General features: G+C 66.7%; 20 protein-coding genes. 12 read left to right on the forward strand and 8 right to left on the reverse strand.

Annotated elements, in window-relative coordinates:
* The first annotated feature begins 101 nt into the window (after window positions 1-101).
* From AC07N1_RS03290 to AC07N1_RS03320, 7 genes are read left to right on the forward strand one after another with little or no spacing between them, the layout of a single operon-like run.
* Entirely contained in the window at window positions 102-2,198 is a 2,097-nt protein-coding gene (locus AC07N1_RS03290) for a TonB-dependent receptor (RefSeq protein ID WP_494670491.1), read from the forward strand.
* Between the two features lie 26 nt (window positions 2,199-2,224).
* Window positions 2,225-3,244, forward strand: a complete 1,020-nt coding sequence (locus AC07N1_RS03295) for an amidohydrolase family protein (RefSeq protein WP_494670492.1) — start codon at window positions 2,225-2,227, stop codon at window positions 3,242-3,244.
* Window positions 3,241-4,221 carry a fumarylacetoacetate hydrolase family protein gene (locus tag AC07N1_RS03300; protein WP_494670493.1) on the forward strand — a complete coding sequence of 327 codons (981 nt, stop codon included), beginning with the start codon at window positions 3,241-3,243 and terminating at the stop codon, window positions 4,219-4,221. The genes AC07N1_RS03295 and AC07N1_RS03300 overlap by 4 nt, the downstream gene beginning before the upstream one ends.
* Window positions 4,218-5,450: an MFS transporter gene (locus AC07N1_RS03305; RefSeq protein WP_494670494.1), complete on the forward strand. Its 1,233-nt coding sequence runs from the start codon at window positions 4,218-4,220 to the stop codon at window positions 5,448-5,450. Before AC07N1_RS03300 ends, AC07N1_RS03305 begins: the two co-directional genes overlap by 4 nt.
* A gap of 1 nt (window position 5,451) precedes the next feature.
* Window positions 5,452-6,156 carry an EthD domain-containing protein gene (locus AC07N1_RS03310; protein ID WP_494670495.1) on the forward strand — a complete coding sequence of 235 codons (705 nt, stop codon included), beginning with the start codon at window positions 5,452-5,454 and terminating at the stop codon, window positions 6,154-6,156.
* 46 nt (window positions 6,157-6,202) lie between these two features.
* Window positions 6,203-6,895 (forward strand): TetR/AcrR family transcriptional regulator, encoded by a 693-nt coding sequence (locus AC07N1_RS03315; protein ID WP_494670496.1) that lies wholly within the window; start codon window positions 6,203-6,205, stop codon window positions 6,893-6,895.
* Between the two features lie 11 nt (window positions 6,896-6,906).
* A complete protein-coding gene (locus AC07N1_RS03320; RefSeq protein WP_494670497.1) occupies window positions 6,907-7,998 on the forward strand; it encodes an FAD-dependent oxidoreductase in 1,092 nt (363 codons plus the stop codon).
* A 21-nt stretch (window positions 7,999-8,019) separates the two neighbouring features.
* On the opposite strand, the gene AC07N1_RS03325 is transcribed toward AC07N1_RS03320, so the two are convergent.
* A complete protein-coding gene (locus AC07N1_RS03325) occupies window positions 8,020-8,991 on the reverse strand; it encodes a LysR family transcriptional regulator (protein WP_494670498.1) in 972 nt (323 codons plus the stop codon).
* Between the two features lie 69 nt (window positions 8,992-9,060).
* Between AC07N1_RS03325 and AC07N1_RS03330 the strand changes: the two genes are divergently transcribed.
* Both AC07N1_RS03330 and AC07N1_RS03335 read left to right on the forward strand, forming a co-directional pair.
* Window positions 9,061-9,528, forward strand: coding sequence for a MarR family winged helix-turn-helix transcriptional regulator (locus AC07N1_RS03330; RefSeq protein ID WP_494670499.1), 468 nt, complete (start codon window positions 9,061-9,063; stop codon window positions 9,526-9,528).
* On the forward strand, window positions 9,525-10,151 hold the full coding sequence (locus AC07N1_RS03335; protein WP_494670500.1) for a TetR/AcrR family transcriptional regulator: 627 nt from the start codon (window positions 9,525-9,527) through the stop codon (window positions 10,149-10,151). Before AC07N1_RS03330 ends, AC07N1_RS03335 begins: the two co-directional genes overlap by 4 nt.
* On the opposite strand, the gene AC07N1_RS03340 is transcribed toward AC07N1_RS03335, so the two are convergent.
* Window positions 10,148-11,107 carry a LysR family transcriptional regulator gene (locus AC07N1_RS03340; protein WP_494670501.1) on the reverse strand — a complete coding sequence of 320 codons (960 nt, stop codon included), beginning with the start codon at window positions 11,105-11,107 and terminating at the stop codon, window positions 10,148-10,150. The two genes, AC07N1_RS03335 and AC07N1_RS03340, sit on opposite strands and share 4 nt — an antisense overlap.
* Window positions 11,108-11,290: 183 nt before the next feature.
* On the opposite strand from AC07N1_RS03340, the gene AC07N1_RS03345 reads away from it, so the two are divergent.
* The 3 genes from AC07N1_RS03345 to AC07N1_RS03355 all read left to right on the forward strand — a co-directional run bounded on the left by AC07N1_RS03345 (window position 11,291) and on the right by AC07N1_RS03355 (window position 14,940).
* On the forward strand, window positions 11,291-12,520 hold the full coding sequence (locus AC07N1_RS03345) for an acyl-CoA dehydrogenase family protein (RefSeq protein WP_494670502.1): 1,230 nt from the start codon (window positions 11,291-11,293) through the stop codon (window positions 12,518-12,520).
* A 29-nt stretch (window positions 12,521-12,549) separates the two neighbouring features.
* A complete protein-coding gene (locus AC07N1_RS03350) occupies window positions 12,550-13,134 on the forward strand; it encodes an NADPH-dependent FMN reductase (protein WP_494670503.1) in 585 nt (194 codons plus the stop codon).
* Between the two features lie 180 nt (window positions 13,135-13,314).
* Window positions 13,315-14,940, forward strand: coding sequence for a Na+/H+ antiporter (locus tag AC07N1_RS03355; RefSeq protein WP_494670504.1), 1,626 nt, complete (start codon window positions 13,315-13,317; stop codon window positions 14,938-14,940).
* A gap of 6 nt (window positions 14,941-14,946) precedes the next feature.
* Here the strand turns inward: AC07N1_RS03355 and AC07N1_RS03360 are convergent, their stop codons facing one another.
* From AC07N1_RS03360 to AC07N1_RS03385, 6 genes are read right to left on the reverse strand one after another with little or no spacing between them, the layout of a single operon-like run.
* Window positions 14,947-15,984, reverse strand: coding sequence for an SMP-30/gluconolactonase/LRE family protein (locus AC07N1_RS03360; protein WP_494670505.1), 1,038 nt, complete (start codon window positions 15,982-15,984; stop codon window positions 14,947-14,949).
* Window positions 15,985-15,992: 8 nt separating this feature from the next.
* Window positions 15,993-16,769 carry a cyclase family protein gene (locus AC07N1_RS03365; protein WP_494670506.1) on the reverse strand — a complete coding sequence of 259 codons (777 nt, stop codon included), beginning with the start codon at window positions 16,767-16,769 and terminating at the stop codon, window positions 15,993-15,995.
* 27 nt (window positions 16,770-16,796) lie between these two features.
* The gene (gene kce / locus AC07N1_RS03370; protein ID WP_494670507.1) at window positions 16,797-17,720 is read right to left on the reverse strand and encodes a 3,5-dioxohexanoate:acetyl-CoA acetone transferase; all 924 of its coding nucleotides are present in this window, start codon (window positions 17,718-17,720) and stop codon (window positions 16,797-16,799) included.
* A gap of 43 nt (window positions 17,721-17,763) precedes the next feature.
* Entirely contained in the window at window positions 17,764-18,921 is a 1,158-nt protein-coding gene (locus tag AC07N1_RS03375; RefSeq protein WP_494670508.1) for an alpha/beta hydrolase family protein, read from the reverse strand.
* Window positions 18,922-18,957: 36 nt separating this feature from the next.
* Window positions 18,958-20,097: an FAD-dependent monooxygenase gene (locus AC07N1_RS03380; protein WP_494670509.1), complete on the reverse strand. Its 1,140-nt coding sequence runs from the start codon at window positions 20,095-20,097 to the stop codon at window positions 18,958-18,960.
* Window positions 20,098-20,128: 31 nt separating this feature from the next.
* Entirely contained in the window at window positions 20,129-21,130 is a 1,002-nt protein-coding gene (locus tag AC07N1_RS03385; protein WP_494670510.1) for a VOC family protein, read from the reverse strand.
* Between the last annotated feature and the right edge of the window lie 137 nt (window positions 21,131-21,267).

Genomic DNA, 21,267 nt, shown 5'->3' on the forward strand with positions numbered 1-21,267 from the left:
GCTTTTCATGGTCCGGGGTGATGGCAGTGATAGGGGAATACGATTTCCGCCGCCCTCACGGCCCTGCCTTCCTGCTGGAAAATAACCAAAGGGAGGATCGGATGTTCAGGATCTCGACGCGAACGGCGCTGCTGGGGAGCGCCGCCCTCGCCCTACTGGCCAGCGCCGCCCAGGCGCAAACGGCGGCCCCGACGCCAGCTCAAGACAGCCTTCAGGTCGAAGAGGTCGTGGTCACGGCCCTGCGCGATCGCACGAACGTCCAAGCCGCGCCCGCGGCGGTGACCGCCGTCAGCGGTGAGATGCTCGAGCGTCAGAAGGTCACCGACGTGCGCGGCCTGCAGAACCTGGTGCCGTCGGCCAAGTTCAGCGCCGCCAACACGTCCACGCGCATCTACATCCGCGGTGTCGGCTCGGCCCTCGACTTCTATTGGATCCCCGAGACCACGGCCGTGAACCTCAACGGCGTCTACGTCCCGCGCTACGCCACGACTGGGGCGCTGTTCGACGTCGAAAGCGTCCAGATCCTGCCAGGTCCGCAAGGCGTGCTCTACGGCCGCAGCGCCGGCGGCGGCGCGGTCGTCATCAACTCCAAGCGTCCGGCCTTCGACAATCAAGCCTCGGGCGCCCTGGAGCTGGGTAACTACGACGCCCTGCGCGTCGAGGGCATGGGCAATCTGAAGGTCAGCGATGATCTGGCGGTGCGCGCGGCGGTCAACATCAGCAAGCGCGACGGCTACCAGACCTACGATCTGCAGAGCGACGACTCGCTCTCGCTGCGTCTGTCGGCGCTGTACAAGCCGACCGACAAGCTGTCGGTCTTCCTGTGGGCTACGCATTTCAAACAGACCGGCAAGCCCTCGGCCGCCCAATACATCCCCTACATCGCCGGCCACGACCCCTGGTACGTGCCGGCCGTCGATCCCGTCACTGGAGCCAGCAACGCCACCGGCTCCTTCGCCGATTACCGCTACACGATTGGCGGCGGCGAAGTGCAGTACGACCTGGGCCCGGCGCAGCTGACCTATACGGCCTCGGCCCTGAACCAGACCGAGCACTCCCTGCGCAAGCTGGTCGGGGCCGACCAGGTGCTCAATAACGACCAGGACCAGTACACCCAGGATCTTCGCCTATCGGGCGACGCGGGCCCCGTGAGCTGGGTCGGCGGGGTCAACTGGTTCTACGCCCGCTCCAACTACGACACGCGTTTTGGGCCGCGCCAGTTTGGCAACATCTTCCCGGTGATTAAGCAGAAGAGCCTGTCGGGCTTCTTCCAAGGCACCTGGAAGGTCGCCGACGACGTGCGCCTGGTGGCCGGTGGCCGCTACACCCGCGACAGCCTCGTCCTACACGGCTCGGGCATCGCCTGTTTCGCCGCCTGCGCCTATCCGCCGATCGATTTTGACGACAGCTGGCGTCATTTCGACTGGAAGGTCGGGGCAGAATGGGACGTCGCGCCGGGTGTCCTGGCCTATGCCAACGTCCAGTCCGGCTACGCGCCCGGGACGCTGAACACCTATACGAACACGGTGACCTTCGCCAAAGAGATCAAGCCCCAGACCCTGGTGGCCTATACCGCCGGCCTGAAGACCCAGACGGCCGACAAGCTCCTGACGGTCAATCTCGAAGGCTTCTACTACAAGTACCAGGACCTGATCATTCAGGCCTTCAACGCCTCGCTCGGCCAGCAGACCCTGTACAATGCGCCCAAGGCGACGGTGTACGGCGTCCAGGCGACCAACACCCTGCGTCCGACGACCCGCGACACCCTGTCGGCGAACCTGGCCTACACCAAGGGCGAGTATGGCCACTTCGTCTCGGGACCGGGCGCGATCGACCTGAACGGTCTGCAGATGGTCTACACCCCGACCTGGACGGCGACGGTGTCCTACGACCACCGCTTCGACCTGGCCTCGGGCGCGAGCGTCAACCTGCGCGCTTCGACCTACATCTCCAGCAGTTACTGGGGAACGTTCGACCACACCCGCGGCGTGCGTCAGGGCGGCTACGCCAAGAGCGACGCCTCGCTGCTCTACACCGCAGCCGAAGGGGGTTGGACCGCCAGCGTGTGGGTCAAGAACATCGAGGATAAGGCGGTCAACACGGCCCTGTCCTCGTCGGGAGCGGCCGCCCCCTATGCCGGGGCCACGTTCCTGGAGCCGCCGCGCACCTTCGGCGTCACCCTCGGCTTCAAGCTCTAGTTCCCACTCTTCAAGGAGCGGCATCCATGTCCGTCTCGAGCGCCTCTCGCCTGCGGCCCTTCTGTGGGCGTTGCGTCGACTGCCACGCCCACTTCCTGCAGCGGGAGGTGTTCGACATCGGCCATCCCCACAGCGTCTCCTCTTGCTTTGGCAAGAACCTGCTGTCGCCAGACACGCCGATGTTCCGCAAGATGTTCGAGCCGGAACTGCAAATCCAAGACATGGAGCAGCGCGGCGTCGACATGCATCTCCTGTCCTCCGCCGATGTCATCCAGTCCCGCACCTGGGCGGCGCCGGCGCAGGAGGCGCGGCTGGCGAGCCTGGTCAACGATGAGTGCGCCGTCTGGCTCGATCGTTTCCCCACCCGGTTCGTCGGCAGCGCCGTCCTTGCCCTCGGGGATATGGGCATGGCTCTCAACGAGTTGGAGCGCGCGCGCAGCATGGGACTGAAGGTGGTCAACCTGCCCAGCAACTATCGCGGCGAATATCTCGGCGAGGCTCGGTTCGACGATCTCTGGGCGGCGATCCATGAGCATGGGTTCGTCGCCTTCATCCACCCCGAAGGCGTCACGGACCCCTGGTTCCAGTCCTATGCCTTGTGGAACTCGATCGGCCAATCGATCGAGGAAGTGAAGGTGATGTCGTCCCTGATCTACCAGGGCGTCATGGATCGCCATCGCGGTCTCAAGATCGTCATGGCTCACGGCGGCGGCTACATGCCCCACTACATGGGTCGGCTCGACCGCAATGTCGCCGACAAGCCCTTCACCGCGGTCAACCTGACCAAGGCGCCCAGCGCCTATCTCTCGGACTTCTACTACGACAGCTGCGTCTACGACGCGCGCACCCTGGAACTCCTCGTCGAGCGGGTCGGCGCCGACCGGGTCGTCCTGGGCGGCGACTATCCGGTCGCCGCGCTGGATCCCCTCGACTTCTTGGAAACCACCGCCCTGAGCGTGGAGGACCGCGCGGCGATCGCCGGCGTCAACGCCCTGTCCCTTCTCGATCTCGCCCCCATCGTCGCCAAGGACGCCGTCACCGCATGAGTTCCCACCCTACCCGCTTCGCCCTGGGCGTCTTTTCCGATCAAGACGAGGAGCGCTTCCTCGGCGTGGTCGTCGACGATCGCGTGACCGCGGTGGCCGAGGTCGCCCCGCTCCTGGCCGGCTCAAGCCTGATCGACCTGCTGCAGGACTGGAACGCCAGCTTCGACTTCCTGGCCAAGGCCGTCGCCCGACGCGCGCCCGGTCTGGGTGTTCCGGCCTCGACCCTGCGCATCCACGCCCCCCTGCCAGACGCGCGCCAGATCTTCTGCACCGGCGCCAACTACCGTCGTCACGTGGTGGAGATGGTGGTGGCCATCGGCGCGGGTCCGGCGACCGCCGATATGAACCCGGCCCAGCGCGAGGAATACGGGCGGGCCTATGTCGCGCGCCAGGAGGCCGAGTCCGACCCTTACATCTTCTCCAAGCCGGTGACGGCCATCGCCGGCCCGTTCGATGATCTCGTCCTGCCGGCCTTCTCCGATCGCATGGACTGGGAGCTGGAACTGGGCGCGGTGATCGGCCGCGACGCCTATCTCATCGATCCTAAGGATGCGTTGGGCTGCGTCGCCGGCTACATGGTGGTTAACGACCTGACCGCGCGTGACAAGGTGATGCGCAGCGATCCTGGCGCCATCGGACCGGACTGGCTGACAGCCAAGGGCGGTCCCGGGCTCCTGCCTTGCGGACCCTTCTTCGTCCCGGCAGCATTCGTCCCCACGCCCCACGACCTTGGCATGAAGCTCTCGGTCAACGGCCAGCTGATGCAGGACGATAGGACCAGCGACATGACCTTCGACATCGGTCGGCAGGTGGCCTTCATCACCCGCGCCGTACGTCTGTTGCCCGGCGACATCCTTTGCACCGGAAGCCCGGCCGGCAACGGAATCTCGCGGGGGATCTTCCTCAAGCCCGGCGACGTCATGGAAGCCGAGATCGAGGGTCTCGGCCGGCAGGTCGTGCGCTGCGTGGCCGCATGAGCGACCTCGCTGTGTCCCGTCCCGCCCGCGGCGGCGAGAAGTTCGCCGCGGTGGCCGCCGCCTTCGTGGGCCTGGCCGCCGGATATCCCAGCGCCTATGGCGCCACCACCACCACCTTCATCCTGCCCCTAACCGAAGCTTTCGGCTGGGGGCGCATCGTTCCATCGCTGATGTACACCGCCGCCATGCTCGGCATGGCCCTGGCCTCGTTGGTCCTGGGACGCGCCATCGAGCGGTTCGGCGAAGCCCGCTTGGCGCTGGTCGGGAGTCTCGGGCTTGGCTTGGTGTTCCTGGGCCTCAGCGCCATGCCGGGCGCGCCATGGATCGCTCTGGCCCTGAGCTTCTGCGCCGGGGTCTTTGGGGCCGGCACGGGGGTGGGTCTCTATCTTTCGCTGCTGCCCAAATGGTTCGAGCGCGATCTTGGCAAGGCCCTGGGCTTTTCGATCGTCGGTCAGAGCCTGGGCGTGACGATCATGCCGTGGATCAGCACCACGGCCATGCAGCAGGCCGACTGGCGCCACGCCTATCGCGCCATCGGCTTGGCTGAGGTCGCACTGACCCTGTTGGCTGTGGTGCTGCTCGCATGGCTGGGCCGTCGATGGACATCGCGCTCGGGCCCCGCGCGGGTCGAACAGGCCGATCTGGGGGATCGCCCATCTTTGTCGGACCCTCGGTTCTGGACGCTGGCCTTCATCATGTTCCTGGTCACCGCGGGCGTCTTCGCCGCGGCGATCCACCTCTTCCCCCTCTATGCCGACCGGAACGTGCCGCGCACGATGATGCCGCAGATCGCCCTGGCCCTGGGCTTGGGAACTCTTGGCGGAAGGCTGCTGTCGGGCGTTCTGCTCGACCATATCGACGCCCGGATCGTCGGGGTGGGAACCTTCGGCCTTGGTGCGGCGGCCCTCCTCTGGCTGGCCTTCCCGATGTCGGACCCGATCAGTCTGCTCTTGCCGCCAGCGCTGCTCGGCGCGGCGCTGGGCGCGGAGTCCGACATCCTGGCCTACGTCACGCGTCGGTTCTTCGGCCTCGCCCACTTCGCGGCGATCTATAACCGCCTCCTCGTGGCCTACTATCTGGGCGCGGTGAGCGGCCCACTCTTCATCGGCTGGGCATTCGACGCCTTCCACGACACGAGCCGACCGCTGGTTGTCATGGGCGTGTTCTGCGCCATTGCCGCCTTCGCCACCACGCGCCTGCCCGCGCCTGGCCTCAACAAGGAGGCCTGAGATGCTGGACCTCATCATCACCTGCCGTCGCAACCCCGAACTCGACGAGACCGGCTTCTTCGACCACCTGCGCCATGTCCACTGGCCGCTGTTGCAACGCTTTCCGGACGTGCTGGCGGAAATCCCCGACTATGTCCAAAACCATGCCCTGGGAGAGCGCGCCGCCCCGCCCTCGCCCTTGCCGGTGGCGCATGTACGCAACTCCGTCATCGCGCTCGGCTTGCGGGCCGACGACTTTGGTCCGCTCACGGCCCTCACCGACTATCAGGCCTATGTCCGCCCCGACGAGGGCAGGTTCAACGACCTGCAACACAACATCGCCGTCCGCTCGATCCAACGCCGCACCTATGCGTTCGGATCGCCCGGCCGCTGCAAGCGCTTCGATTTCATCGCCGCCAAGGGCGACGAGATCGAGGGAACGCGACAGGCGCTTTCCGAGCAGTCCCGGCGCCTGTCGCTCGATCCCTGGTACACCGCCCACATCGACCAACACGTTGACCACTGGGTCGAGCCCGCCGGGCGCGTCCACGGCTTTGGCGATGGCGCGCACGTCTGCGTGCGGGAGGTCTGGGCTCAGAGCTTCGCGGCGCTTGGCGCAGTCGCGGCTCTCTCCACGCCGCCGAACGCCAATGCTTCCTCTTTCAGCGTGTTCGCCACCGAGTTTGTCATGCAGCGCCGAAAAGAGACGGATGGCGCACAGCGTTAACGAACATGTTCTTGACGAACATGTTCGTTAACCTATATCGGCGACTATGGTCACCGCCAAATCCGCCCCTCGCAGTCGTCGAAACCGCCCCTCCAAGGCGCCTTTAAGCCGTGAGGGCATTGTCGAGGCCGCGCTCGAGATCCTGCGCAATGAGGGCCTAGCCAAGGTCACCATGCGCAGGATCGCCGCCGCTCTCGATACCGGGCCAGCCTCCCTCTACGTCTATGTCCGCGACACCGAGGACCTGCACGCCCAGGTCCTCGACGCGCTGCTAGCGCCACTGGCGAAGGCCGACGCCGTCGCCGGATCGGACTGGCGAGCCGACCTGCGCGGCCTCTTGATGGACTACGTCGCTCTGCTGATGACCCATCCGGTGCTGGCGCGCATGGCCATGACCACCCCTGCCAGCGGTCCGAACTATCTGGCGCTGATCGAGCGGATCCTGGAGCTCCTGCGCCGCGGCGGCCTGCCGGACCGCAATGCGGCTTGGGCGGTCGATATGCTCCTGCTGTTCGCCACGGCCAACGCCGCCGAGCACGCCACTTGGGAGGAGTCCGAGCGCGCCGAGGCCCAGATGTCGGCCCTGGCCCAGGCTGTGTCCGACGCCGACCCGAAGATCTTCCCCAACATCGCCCGCACCGCGACCGATCTGATGTCGGGAGGCGGCGAACGCCTCGTCTGGCACTTGGACGTGCTGATCAACGGCGTCGCCGCCGCGCCCGTGCGCCCTGCCTCCTAGGAGATGAAACCATGATCACTATCGTCGGCGCGGGCCTAGGCGGCCTGATGCTCACGCGCGTCCTGCATCTGCACGGCGTGGCTGTTCAAGTCTTCGATGCAGACGCCTCCCTGGAGGCTCGCCACCAAGGCGGCATGCTCGACATCCACCACGACACCGGCCAGGTCGCGCTGAAAGCGGCCGGCTTGTTCGAAGAGTTTCAGGCGCTCGTCCTGGAAGGCGCTGAAGCCACCCGGATCGTCGACAAGGACGGAACGGTCCTTTTCGAGGAGAAAGGTGGCGAGGGCCGGCCCGAAGTCGATCGTGGCGCGTTGCGACGACTTTTGGCGCAATCCCTGCCGGACGGCATCGTTGCGTGGGGCCGCCGTGTCGCTTCGGTGCAAGCAACTTCCCAGGGCGGCGTCTTGACGTTCTCCGACGGCGAGACTCTGAAGGCTGAGGTTCTGATCGGGGCCGACGGGGCCTGGTCGAAGGTGCGTCCGCTACTCTCGAACGCTGCGCCGATCTATTCGGGCGTGTCCTTCGCCGAGTCTCGTATTCACGACGTCTCGCGCTATCCCGATCTCCCTGCGATCACGGGCGATGGCATGCTGTTCGCGCTGGCGAGCGAGAAGGCGATCTTGGCCCACCGCGAACCCAACGACGAGATCTGCGCCTATGCGGCGTTCCGGGTTCCGGCCGATTGGACGCAGGGCGACATCTCCAAAGAGGCCGTGCTCGCCCACTTCGCCGACTGGTGCGAACCGCTGCGGGGCCTCATCGCCTTGGCCGACGGTCCGCTCGTCCCACGACCGATCTACGCTCTGCCGATCGGTCACAGCTGGCCGCGGGTCCCAGGCGTGACCTTGCTAGGCGATGCGGCGCATCTGATGTCGCCGTTCGCCGGCGAGGGCGCCAACCTGGCTTTGATCGATGGAGCCGACCTGGCTCGGGCGCTCCTGGACCATCCTGACGACGTCGAAGCGGCCCTAGCGGCCTACGAGGTGACCATGTTCGCCCGAGCCGAGGCCGCGGCCGCTGGTTCGGCCGAGTCCCTGGAAAACTTCTTCCATCCGGACTCGCCGGGCCCGGTCCTGGCCTTCTTCGAGGCTATGCGCGGCTAAGCCGCGCCAACCTCAATCCCCTCACTGTCCGAGCCATCGCGCGGCCTCGTCGGTCACGGCCTGGCGAAGCCAGGCGTGCGAGGGCTCGGCCGATTGCCTCGGGTGCCAGAACATCGCCTCCGTGATCCGGGGGATCTCGAAAGGCGGCGCGAAGGTGCGGATCGGCAACGAACGCGCGGCGATCCGCGCCAGACGCTGCTGGATGACGCCAATCAGGGTCGAACCGGCGACCATGTGCGGAATGGCCGAGAATTCCGAGACGGTATAGGCGGGCCGATAGCTCGGGGCGTGACGCTTGAGGGCGATGGTCTCGAGCGTTTCTAGACGCCCCTCCATCTGCACCCCGACATGTGGGTAGCGCAGATATTCCTCGAGGGTGGCGGTGGCGCCAATCGGATGGTCCTCGGCGGCGACGCAGACGAAATGATCGGAGAAAAGCGTTCGACAATCGAGGACCTCGCCGCCGCCGCGCTGGCTCAGCAGACTGCGATCGTCGGTCGAGATCAGTAGGTCGACGTCGCCTGACAGCAGCTTGTCGATCGGATGGTTGAGCGGCTTGATATCGACGCGGACGGCCGGCGCGGTGAGCGCCAGGCGGCGCAGCAGCACCGGTAGGAAGGTCAGCGCACAATAGTCCGAGGCCATGATCGAGAACGACCGCGTGCTCGTCGTCGGATCGAAGATCGGCTCGACATGGACCAGGGCCTCGACCCCGCGCAAAGCCGTGCGGACGGGCTCGACCAGCGATTGGCCCAGGGGCGTCAACTCCATGCCACGCCCCACGCGCACCAGGAGTTCGTCATCGAACTGATAGCGCAGCCGCTGCAGCATGCCGCTCATGGTCGGCTGGGTCACGTTCAACTTCTCGGCCGCCCGCGTGACGTTGCGCTCATTCACCAGGGCGTCGAGCGCCCCAAGCAGGTTCAGATCGAAACGGGCCATCCTCATGCCTCCCCGTCGGCCGCCTTTTCGGAGCGGCTCGACCGGCGCCATCGGAAATTATCACTGGCGCCTCGATAAACATCGCATACGATGGTTTTAGATCTCTGTCGAGGAGTCGTCGTGTTCAGACGCCAAGCATCCATCGGCCACCTGGTGAACTGGGCCGCTCGGCTCTTCGCCCGCGAAGCTGACCGCAGGTTGAAGTCGATCGGCCTCTCGAGCGGTCAAGTCCCGGTGCTGCTCGCCCTATACGAGGAGGAGCCGCTCTCCCAACGCCAGCTCGTGGACCGCTCCTCGACCGAACAACCGACCATCGCTGCGACCCTCACGCGGATGGAGCGCGACGGACTGATCCACCGCCGCCGGGACCCGGAGGACGGGCGCGCCTGGCGCTTTAGCCTCACCGACAAGACGCGTGCTTTGATGCCCGTGGTGTTCGAGGCGCTCGGTGGGGGCAACGCCCTGGCCACCACCGGTTTCACCGACGACGAACGCGCTACGCTCAGCGCTCTTTTGCTCCGAGCCGTCAACAACCTGATGGCGAACGAGGCCGCGCTTCCGCCGCCGAAAAGAAGCCGCGCACGATGACGGCGATTTCGGCGCGCGGCGAGATGACGCAGGGGAAGGCGCGCTCCAAGCGGGCCGAGATCGTCGCGATCGCGACCCGCCTCTTCGTTGAACGAGGCTATAGCCCGACCAGCATGGAGGCCATCTCGACCGCGCTCGGCGGCTCCAAACAGACGCTCTATCACCACTTCCCGTCCAAGGCGGCGCTGTTCGAGGCGGTCATGCTCGAGCGCGGCGCGCGTCACTTCGAGCCGATGCTGGCGCTCCTCGACGACGGAGAATTCGAGAGCGCGCTCGGGGCTTTCTGCCGTCGCTTCTTGTCGGTCGTCACGACCGAGGAGGCGCTGTCGTTCCGGCGCATGGTGATCAACGAAGGACGGCGAGGCGATCTGGCTCGTCTCTATTTCGAGAACGGGCCGCAGCGATGCTGGACGCGTGTCGCCGAGCACCTGCGCGGCGGCATCGTGCAGGAGCGATTGAGGGTCGGCGATCCGTTGCTGATGGCGGCCCACCTTCAGGGGCTGCTCGAGGCGGGACACTATCAGCGGGTGCTGGAAGGCTCGGAAACGCGCCTACCGGCGGAGCCGTTGGCGGGCGTGGCCAATGCGGCGCTGGCCGCCTTTCTCGCAGCCTATCGCGGTTAGTGGGGGCGCCTTTGGTCCGCGCCCTTGTTGATCTCTGGGTGAAGGGTCTGCAGATCGGCTACCGCATCGAGCACCAGGCCTCGTAACCACTGGAACGCTGGATCTCGGTCGTCCCGGCGATGCCACAGCATGCGCAGGTCCGTACGGGAAAACTCCGCCGGAAGCCCTAGCGTCTTCAGAGGCAGGGAGCCCTTGAGAAGGTCGACCATCGGCGAAGGCGCCACGCCGATAGCGTCTGTGCCGACCACCAACGGCCCCAGCGCCGAGAAACTCGTGGCCCGGATGCGAGGGGGATGGTGCTTGGAAAGGTCGCGGATGCCGTTGTCCTCGACGGTCCGAGCAATGCCGGGGAACTGAGTTCCAATATGCGGATAGGCCAGGAACTGCGCCAAGGTGATTTCGCCGTCGAGCGGGTGCTCGGCATCAACCAGGCCGACCGAGGGGATCCGAAGCAGAATGCGCGTGCGCAGGGCTGCAGCGACATCTTCGGTCACGTTGCCGATGGTGTCGCCGGTCAAGCAGAGGTCAACGTCGCCCTCATAGGCGCTCTCGATGGGCCGATCGATCGGCATGACCATGAAGGTGGCGCGCGGCGCGGCCTTGGCGGCGGTCCGGAAGACAGCCGGTAGGATCAGGGAGAGGGAGAACTCCGAGGCCATGATCCGGAAGCATCGATCAATCCGCTTCGGGTCGAAGGCTCCGCGCATGGCGCCCAAGGCGTCCACCGTCAGAAGCGCTTGGCGCAATGTCGGCGCCATGGCCTTGGCCCGGCTTGTCAGCTCCAAGGTCTGGTCGGCTCGAACCAACAAAGGGTCGCGCAACTGCGTCCGCAACCGCCGCAGCATGCCGCTCATCGTCGATTGACTAACGCCCAGGCTCTTGGCCGCGGCGCTGACATGACCCTCGCGCAGCAAACTATCCAACGCATAAAGGAGATTGAGATCGAACCGCGCCAAGGCCACGCCTCCAGGATCGCTCCGTGATCGGTCCTATCCATCTACACCGGCGCGGGCGGCTCAAATCATTGGCTTTTCCGATGGCTGCATAGCAAACCGCCATTTCCCCCCGAGAGCCCCCCGACGGCATCCTGATCTCGTCGGCGCCTGCCGATGAAAACGACAATACGCCGGGAGGACGCGATGACCGCGCAACAAGCTGCCCTCAAGCCCCGCGAGGCCACGTCCACGCCCAGCCTCGAGACGCTCGTTCTACGCGCCCGCGCCTTGGCGCCAGGCCTGGCCGAGCGCGCCAAGCAGACCGAGACCGAAGGGCGCGTCTCGACCGAGGTCATCGACCAACTGCGCGCAGCCGACCTCCTGCGCCTAACCCGTCCGGCGCGTTTCGGCGGCTATGAGCTGACGCCCAGCCAGCTGATCGAAGTCGGGATCGAGATCGGCCGCGGATGCGGCAGCACCGCCTGGTGCGCCATGATTGGCAACTGCAACAGCTGGTTCGCCAGCTACTTCCCGCTCGAGGCCCAAGAGAAGATCTGGGCGAGCGATCCGGACGCTCTAGTGGTCGCCACAGCCGCCCCGACCGGCCAATGCCAACGCCTGGATGGCGGCTGGCGCGTCAGCGGACGCTGGCCCTTCGCCAGCAACTGCGACAATTCCAACTGGGCCATCATCTCGGCCATGACGCCCGAGGTCGACGGGGCTCCAGCCGGCGTCGCCTGGTTCCTGGTTCCGATGAGTGAGCTTTCGATCGACCACGGCAGCTGGCGGGTCAGCGGCCTGCAGGGCACCGGTAGCAAGACCCTGGCGGCCGAGGCGCCGATCTTCGTGCCGGACGCTCACGTGGTGCGCTTCAGCGATATCGTGGCCGGCGTCACCCCCGGCCGTTCGGTGTCAGACAATCGCCTGGCGGCCTATTCCTTCTCGACTTTCGGCGCGGCCGGGCTGGTCGCCCCGCTCCTGGGCATGGCGCAGGGCGCGCTCGACTGGTTCGTCGAAGCCATGCAGGCCAAGGTCCGGGTCGCCATGCGTCCCGGCGCGCCCATGACCGCGGCCCAGAGCCCGGCCACCCAGGCCAGGGTCGGCGCGGCGTCGGCGGCGATTGACGCGGCAAGAGCCCTCCTCCGCGCCGATCTTGGTCACGCCGAGCGCCGTATCGCTCAGGGCGAGACCTTGGACGTGGCCGAGCGGATCCGGGTGCGTCGCGCCTTCGCCTTCGCCGCCGCCCAAGCGGTGACCGCGGTCAATCTGCTTTTCGAAGGCGCCGGCGCATCCTCGGCCGACCTCAACGCGCCCATCCAGCGCTACTGGCGAGACGTCAATGCCGGCGCCCGCCACGTCAGCCTGGACGTGCAAGCCGTCTACGGCCTCTCGGGCCAGCAAGCCTTCGGCCTTCCGCCGATGGGCGGCTTCTGACGATCCCTCCAGAACAAGGACCTGATACCGTGTCCCACGCTCTGCAAGCTCCTCTGGTGGTTGGTGTCGGCGCCGGCGCCGCGCCGGGCTCCTCGACCGAGATCGCCCTTCGCCTTGCCCTGGCGGCCGCGCAGGCGCGCGGGGCGCGGACCCTGCTCCTCGGGGCCGAGGTCCTGTCGGACCTGCCGATGTACGCCTACGGGGCTAGGACCCATCCGGCGGCTGACGCCCTGATCGAGGGCGTTCGCCAGGCCGACGGCTTGATCCTGGCCAGCCCCGGTTATCACGGTTCGGTCTCGGGCCTGGTCAAGAACGCCATCGACTACTTCGAAGAGACCGCGCGCGATCCACGGCCCTACCTCACCGACCTACCCGTGGGCCTGATCTCGGTGGCCGGCGGCTGGCAAGCGGCGGCCTCAACTCTCTCGACCCTGCGAACCATCGTCCATGCCCTGCGGGGCTGGCCAACCCCGTTCGGGGCCACGGTCAACAGCGCCGGAGGGATCTTCCGCGAGGGACGCTGCACCGATGAGGCGATCGAGCGCCAGATCGCGCTCGTCGGAGAGCAGGTCTTCGATTTCGCCGCCAGGGTCGCTCGCCCCGACGCGGCCTGAAGCGGACGTGTCGACTCCTGTGGCATCCTTCCCAGCCATGAGCCGACGCCCTGGGCCCGGACGAGCAGCACCAAGCTCTCGTCCGGGCCATTTTTTCAGCCCCTCCCCGCCCGTCTGGCAAGGTGGGCCTTGGGCGGGCAATCTCCCGTCTGGAGATCGACCAAGAGCGGAGCATGCGGTTTGGAGCTCATCCTGCTGGTTCTGGTGCTGCTGGTCGGGGTGATCGCCGGCGAGTACCTGGCGCGCCTGTCGCCGATCTCAACCCCACCGCCGCTCGTCCAGATCCTGCTCGGCGCTCTTCTGACGATGGTTGGAGGCGTTCGGATCGAGCTGCGCCCCGACGCCTTCTTTCTGCTTTTCCTACCGCCGCTGCTCTTTCTGGACGGCTGGCGCATCCCCAAGGACGCCCTGCTCAAGGGTAGGCGCGCCTATCTCGAACTGTCGCTGGGCCTGGTGTTCTTCACGGTGCTGGTGCTGGGGCTCCTGACACACTGGCTGATCCCGGCCATGCCGCTGCCGGTCAGCTTCGCCCTGGCCGCCGCGCTCTCTCCCACCGATCCCATCGCCGTCTCCGCCATTGCCAAGCGCACACCCGCGCCCAAAAGGTTCATGCACCTCCTGGAGGGCGAAGCCCTCTTCAACGACGCCTCGGGCCTGGTGGCCATGAAGTTCGCCGTGGCCGCCACCTTGACCGGCGTCTTCTCGCTATGGGCGGCAACGACCACATTCCTGTGGCTGGCCGTCGGAGGGCTGACGATCGGTGTGGCTGTCGCTTACGTCATCGTTCGTGTGCACGGCCTGCTCGTCCGGGCTGTGGGCGACCACCCCGCCTCGCAGATCCTGGTCAGCCTGCTCATCCCGTTCGGGGCCTATCTCCTGGCCGAGCATCTACGGTGTTCGGGCATCCTGGCGGCGGTCTCGGCCGGCGTGACCTTGAGCCTGGTGGAGCGCGACGAGCAGATCTCGGCCGAGAGCCGTATGCAGCGCAGCGCCGTGTGGTCGGCGATCCAGGCCACAGCCAACGGCGCGATCTTCTTGATCCTCGGCGCGCAGCTCCCCGGGATCGCGTCGGCGGCCTCCTCGGCCCTGCGCGCCGCGGGCCAGGCCCAGCCCTCGTGGCTGCTGATCTACGTCCTGGTCATTACCGCGACCCTGGCGGTGCTGAGGTTTGGGTGGGTGTACGTCTCTGTGACCTTGCAGGCCTTGCGCCGGCGTCGCCGCGGCCAAGGCTGGCTGGCGCCGCCTATAGGCGTCCTGGCCGCCATGTCCTTGGCGGGGGTCAAGGGCGCGGTGACCCTAGCCGCCGTCCTGGCCTTACCGCTCACGCTCGAGAACGGAGCGCCGTTTCCGGCGCGCGATCTGGCGGTGTTTCTAGCCTCAGGCGCGATCCTGGCCACACTGCTTGTCGCCACGATCGGCCTCCCCCTGACCTTGAAAGGCGGACAGTTGGCTGCCGAGCGCGAGGAAGAAGGCGAGGAGTCGACAGTGCGGGCCCAAGCCGCTACCGCGGCCATCGCCGCCATCGAGGGCCTGATCGCGGCTCGTCAGGCGCCACTGTCATCAGCCCAAGGCGAGGCTGCCGAAAGCGTTCTTGGCCGCCTTCGCGAACAGCTCGAACTGATCCGGTCCCAAGAGCCGCGTCCTCCGGCTGAGCAAGCTTTCGAGCGCGAAATGATGACCGTGGCTTTGAAGGCCCAGCGCACCGCCATCCACACCTTTACCCGGCCAAGCCAAACCGAGCTGCGCGAGAAGTTGATCGGGGAACTCGACCGGTTCGAGACGGCTGTGGCCGGCCGAGGCCGCTGAGGCGTTCTACCAGTGAGCCATGGGCAGGCCTGCCACCGGACTGCGGAAACTCGGAATGGAAGTGGCCCGCAGCCCCCCGAGATAGACCGTGGAGAGATCCGGCCCGCCGAACGTCACGCTGGCGAGCCAGGTGCAGGTCGGCCCACCGCACGCCATCAAGATCTCGAATGGCACGGCTGCCCCAGTGGCGAAGGCGGCCTCGAACCGAGCCGTGGCGGCGCGATCGCCGTCATTCATCAGTTCCAGGAGATCGCCCTGCGGCGTCACAGCGACCAGACGATCGGCGAAGATCATCGTCGCCCAGAGATTGCCGTAGGCGTCGAAGGCAATCCCATCGATCACGCCGTCGCCAAGGCTCGACGGACCGTAGACTTCGCGATCGGTCAGTGAACCGTCAGGAAGCACCCGAAGGCGTGTGACGCGCTTGGCCGTCGTCTCGGCGACATAGAGCCATTCCTCTGCCGCATCGAGCCGGATCTCGTTGGTGAAGTGAAAACCGTCGGCGACGATCCGCGCACCGCGTTCGTCAACCAGGACCACATAGCCGTCGGCGAGATCGGCTCGGATGGCGTCGCTCCACGGATTGACCTGGGTGGAGACCGTGAACCAGGTTCGCCCCCTTCGGTCGCGCAGCACGAAATTGACCTTGCCCAGCGGCTTGCCGTCCAGGCTATCGAGCATCACCCGGGTCTGGCCGGTTCGGCTCATGCGCTCGAGCCGGTCGGTCCCAAAGTTTGAGATCAGGACGTCACCGTTCTCGGCGAAGGCCAGGCCGTTGGGCAGCGTGCCTTCCAGCAGGCTCTTGGCCGCTCCGCCTTCCAGGTCGAAATGCGGATCCTCGGCCTGGACGACGAGCGCTTGGCCGCCGTCCGGATCGATGCGCATCACCCCGCCTCGGGCGTCGGCCGCCCAGAGCGTGCCGTCGCGTTCGGCCAGGATGCATTCGGGTCGCTGCAGGTCATGGCCGACGCGTCGGATCGCCGAGGGATCGACCTGGAAGCCGACCAGCGGGTTGGGGCCCCGGCCTTGCCGAATGAGCGACACGGCCGGCCTCAGTCTTCGAAGATGGCCACGGCCCGGGTCCAGCCGGCCGAGGCGGCCCGGATCTTCACCGGGAAGCAGGAGATGGTGAAGCCGCTCGGCGGCAGGACCTCGAGATTGTGCAGTTTCTCCAGGTGGCAGTAGCCGATGTCGCGACCGGCCTTGTGCCCCTCCCAGATCAGCTTCTCGTTGCCGGTCTCCAGATAGCGCTCGCGCGTGTGGACGAAGGGCGCGTCCCAGCTCCAACCGTCGGTGCCGGTCAGGCGCACGCCCCGCTCGAGCAGGTACATGGTCGCCTCGTAGCCCATGCCGCAGCCGGCGGTGACGTAGTCGTCGTCGCCGTAACGCTTACCTGCGGCGGTGTTGACCACGACGATGTCCAGGGGCTTCAGCTCATGGCCGATGCGGGCCAGCTCGTCCTCCACGTCCTTGGCGGTGGCGACATAGCCGTCCGGGAAATGGCGGAAGTCGAGCTTCACTCCCGGCTGCAGGCACCAGTCGAGCGGCACCTCGTCGATGGTGATGGCCCGCGCCCCGCCGTCCATGGTGGAGGCGAAGTGATACGGCGCATCCAGGTGGGTGCCGTTGTGGGTGATCAGCTCGATCTTCTCGATCGCCCAGGCCTCGCCGTCCGGCAGGTCGTCTCCCTTCAGGCCCGGAAAGAAGCCGGCCAGGTCCGGCACCGACATCTTGTGGTCGATATATTCGATCTTCGGTCGAAAGACCTCCGGATCGGAAACGACGTCGTTCTCGAGATAGATCGACAGGTCGACGATAGTGCGCGGCATGGCGGCCTCCTAGCTGGCGCTGACGTCTCAGGCGGTCATCGGCGTGCGGCCCTTCAGGCCCAGCATGGCGCGCGCCTCGTCGGGCGTGGCCACCTCCAGGTTCAGGGCCTCGATCAGGGTGCGGGCCCGGCGGACCTGTTCGGCGTTGCTGCGCGCCAGAACGCCCGGCGCGTCGAACAGCGAGTCCTCCAGGCCCACCCGGATGTTACCGCCCATCGCCGCGGACATGGCCGCGATCGGCATCTGGGAGCGGCCCGCGCCGAGCACCGACCAGACATAATCCTTGCCGAACAGGCGGTCGGCGGTGCGCTTCATCATCGCCACGTCCTCGTAGTGGGCGCCGATGCCCCCGCGGATCCCGAAGACCGACTGGATGAAGAGCGGCCCCTTCAGCAGGCCACGATCGAGGAAGTGGGCGGCCGTGTAGAGGTGGCCAATGTCGTAGCACTCGATCTCGAACCGGGTGCCGCCTTCGCCGCAAGCGGTGAGGATGCGGGCGATGTCGCGGAAGGTGTTGCGAAACACCAGGTCGTCGCTGTTCTCTAGATACGGCCGCTCCCAGTCGCGCTCGAAGTCCTTGAAGCGCTGGAGCAGTTCGTACATGCCGAAGTTCATCGACCCCATGTTCAGCGAGGCCACCTCGGGCTGGAAGCGCATGGCCGGGGCCAGGCGCTCCTCCAGCGACAGGATCGGCGAGCCGCCGGTGGTGATGTTGATCACCACGTCGCTGGCCTGCGCGATCCTGGGCAGGAACTTGGCGTAGATCTCCGGATCCTGGGTCGGCTTGCCGGTCTGCGGGTCGCGAGCGTGCAGGTGGACGACGCTGGCGCCAGCCTGCGCGGCTTCAATCGCCTGGGCGGCGATCTCGTCGGGCGTGACGGGAAGGTAGGGCGACATCGAGGGGGTGTGGACCGACCCGGTGATGGCGCAGGTCACGATGACCTTCTTCATGGTCTTGTACCTTTGAACTGTGTTGGGGAGGACGGCGGGGCGGTCACGCCATCTCGGCGAAGCGCTCGGCGACCCAGTCGGAGATGAAGCTCAGCACCGGCTCCATGTTGTCGGCGCTGACGTGTTCGATCCCGCCTTCGGCGGCAGTGAAGATCTTGAGCTCGCGGCGAACGCTGCCCGTGGCCTGCTCGAAGCTTCGATGGGCGTACTCGACGGGGATCTGTCGGTCGTTGCCGCCGTGGGTGATCAGGAACGGGCCGGTGATCTTCTCGACCACACCGTCCAGGGTGATGGCCGGCACGAAGGCCATATAGGCGTCCTGGTCGGGCTGGCCCCAGACCCAGCGCACATGCTCCCAGTAGTGGGGCACGGGGTTTTCGCCCTCATTGGCCATACGCCGGCGCTGCATCTCGCCCCAGCAGTGGTTGGCGCCCCAGGCGACGCAAAGCTTGAAGCGCTTTTCGAAGGCGGCCGCGCGGGGCGAGTAGTAGCCGCCCAGCGACCAGCCGATCATACCCAGACGCTGATGATCGACGTCACCGCGCCCCGCGATGGCGTCGAGCGCCGCGCCCGCCCAGCGCTCGGACTCGACCACCGCCGTCAGGCCCTGCAGACGCAAAGCCTCGCCAACGCCTGGCTGATCGACAATGAGGGTGGAAACGCCGCGCTGGGCGAAGGCCTCGGCGACGCCGGAGAGGTGGACCATCTCCTTGACGCTGTCGAGGCCGTTGCAAAACACCATCAGCGGCGCGGCCCGACCGTCTCGCGCCGGCGCGATGGTCAGCAGGCCGGGGAAGGTCTTGCCCTCGTAGGGGATGTCGATCCGTTCCCACGGGCGGGCGGCGACGCGGTTGTGGCTGGCGTGGATCTCTAAAGCCTTGGCGTAGGCTTGCTCGCGTGGCGCATAGCCGTGCCGTTGCATGCGTTCGGCCGTGACGTAGTAGGCGCAGGCTCGGCGATACTTGTGGGCGGCGCTGATCTTATGACCCGCCGCCTCGTCGGCGGCGGCCATCAGCGCCACGCGATCGGCCAAGGCGATCCAGGCGTCGAAGAAGGCGGCGGTGCCGGCGTCGGCTCCGCCCTGGGCAGCCTTGGCCACCAGGACGTTGGCGTCGGCGATCTCGCCGATCGACCCGCCCATCTCGATGGCGAGGTTGACCGACAGGTTCCAGACGTAGTTGCCGGGAAAAGGCTCGTACATGAGCGAAAGCTCCAGAAGACAGGCGAGCGCGAAGGCTCAGATCGGTTGGGCCATGGCCTCGAGGGCGTGGTGGAAAAGCCCGCCGGGATCGGCTTGCGGATCGGGCGAGCCGGACCATTCAGCCAGCTCCCAACGCCCCAGCTGGACCGACGCGTCGACGACCAGCTTGGCGCGCGGGAAGCGACGTTCGGCGAAGGCGTCCAGGCTCGCGAAGAAGCCCTCGCCCGGGTTTATGAGCTTGGCGAGAAGCACCGCGTCCTCGAGCGCCAGAGCCGCGCCCTGGGCCAGATGCGGGGTGGTGGCGTGAACAGCGTCGCCGATCAGAAGCACCCTCCCCGACCGCCACGGCAACGGCTGGATCAGGGTCTGCAGAGGCTTGTAGACGACGGTGCTGGCCTCGCTGATCTGGTCGCGCAGCGCGCCGATCAAGCCATCGTACTCGGCCAGGCGTTCGCGCATGGCGTCCACGAGTTGGTGAGGCTCGAACCACGGATTTGTCGGCTCGGCGGTGACGGCGAACAGGTACATCAGATCCGGCGACATCGGCACCAGTCCGACCTTGCTCTGCTTGCCGTAGTACATCCGCCCCCAATCGACCTCGGCCGGACGGGGAAAGTTGCAACGCCACACGCCCTCACCCGTGAAGTTTGGGACTGGAGCATCCGGGAAGACCGACTTGCGCATGGCTGAGAAGGCGCCGTCGACGCCCAGCACCAAGTCATAGCGGGCGCTGATCCCGTCGCTGGTGACCGCCTCGATCCCCTCCTCGTCCTCGTGCAGGGCGTCGACGGTGACGGCGTAGCGCAGATCCGCGCCTTCGCGCTGAGCCGCCTCGACCAGGATCTCGTGCAGCTTGCGGCGGGTGATGCCGTTGACGGCTGGAAACACCTCGCCGGCGACATTGCGATTGGGCACCTCGGCGATCGGATGACCCTCGCCCGTGAACAAGCGCCAGCCCGGAAAGCCCCCGCCCGCCTCGACGCAAGCTTCGGCCAAGCCGAGATGATCCAGGGCCCGCAGCGCGTTGGACGGCTGAATGATGCCCACGCCCGAAACGGCGATGTCGGGCGCGATCTCGACCACGTCCACGGCCCAACCGGCCTGACGCAGGGAGACGGCCGCGGCCAACCCGCCAATGCCCGCGCCCACGATCAGGATTCGTCCTTGCTCTTGCATGTCTCTCCCCTTGTTGTCGTTGGCGCGTGGATCAGGCTGCGGACGGCTCGAGGCCGCCAAACCCATCGGCCTCTGTCAGGTAGCGGACCTCCCAGGCCGGCTCCTCGGCCAAGAACTCGGGCAGCTGATGCATGAAGGAGACGAAGCCGAACATCGGCGAGGTCCAGTGACGGGGCAGCCAGCTGTCGTCGACATAGTCGCCGTCGGCGCCGTACTCGGCCTCGCCCCCCGCCGGGCACGGCAGGTAGTAGAAGAGCGCGGAGTCGATGCGGTGACGGCCGAGGCCAAAGTGCGACGGCCCCCAGCCGCGGCGGGTCATTCGGTTGGCGCCGACCATAATCTCGTCGACGTCTTCAAGGCCGAAGTTGGCGTGGTGGAAGCGCAGCTTGCCGTCCATGCCTGGCAGGTGGGCGTTGGCGTCGAGCAGGAATATGTTGTGGTGGTTATTGGCGCCGGCGCAGCGCGTGTAGATGCCCAGCCCCGGTTGGAAGTCAGTGATCCGGAAATCGAGGACGTCGCGCAGGAACTCGAACGTCGCCTTCGGATCGACCACGCCGAACACCACGTGCTGAATGGCCTTGGGGATGGCCCGCTTGCGCCAACGACGGGGCCGGTTCAGCCGGCCCACCACGCCAGGGGCGTTCAGCGGATCGGGCGAAGCCACCACGCGCTTGCGGTTAAACTGGCGAAGGGCCAGGGGCAGGCCGTCGGGGGTCGTGAAGCGCACGAGACCGTCTTGCTCGATCGTCACGTCGCGGCCATGGGCTCGCAGGCGCTCGACAAACCGGGCGACCTCCTCGTCGGTGTCCACGCCAAGCACGGCCTCTTGCACGCCGTCGCCGATCAGACGGGAATTGGCCGGCTTGGCCACGTCCAAGGGTCGAAGGCTGACTTGGGATCCGTCAGTCAGCAAAAAGCGAGCAAGACCCTCGGTGCGCTCGACAAGCGACAGGCCGAAGTCCTCGAAGAACTTGGTCGAATTTCCCAGGTCTTCAACGCCGTAGCGCAGCTCGCAGATTCCATTGATCGCCATGCCGATCGTCCTCGCTTCCGTCCCTTATGGCGCTCCCTGCGGCCTGTCCGGACAACCCGGGCTCAGGAAGGCGTTTTGAGCCACAAGGCGTGACAGGCGGGCGCTCCGCGCGGAAATCGGGAATTCCAATCGCCCCC

The organism is Caulobacter sp. GW821-FHT09B11, from assembly GCF_059418205.1.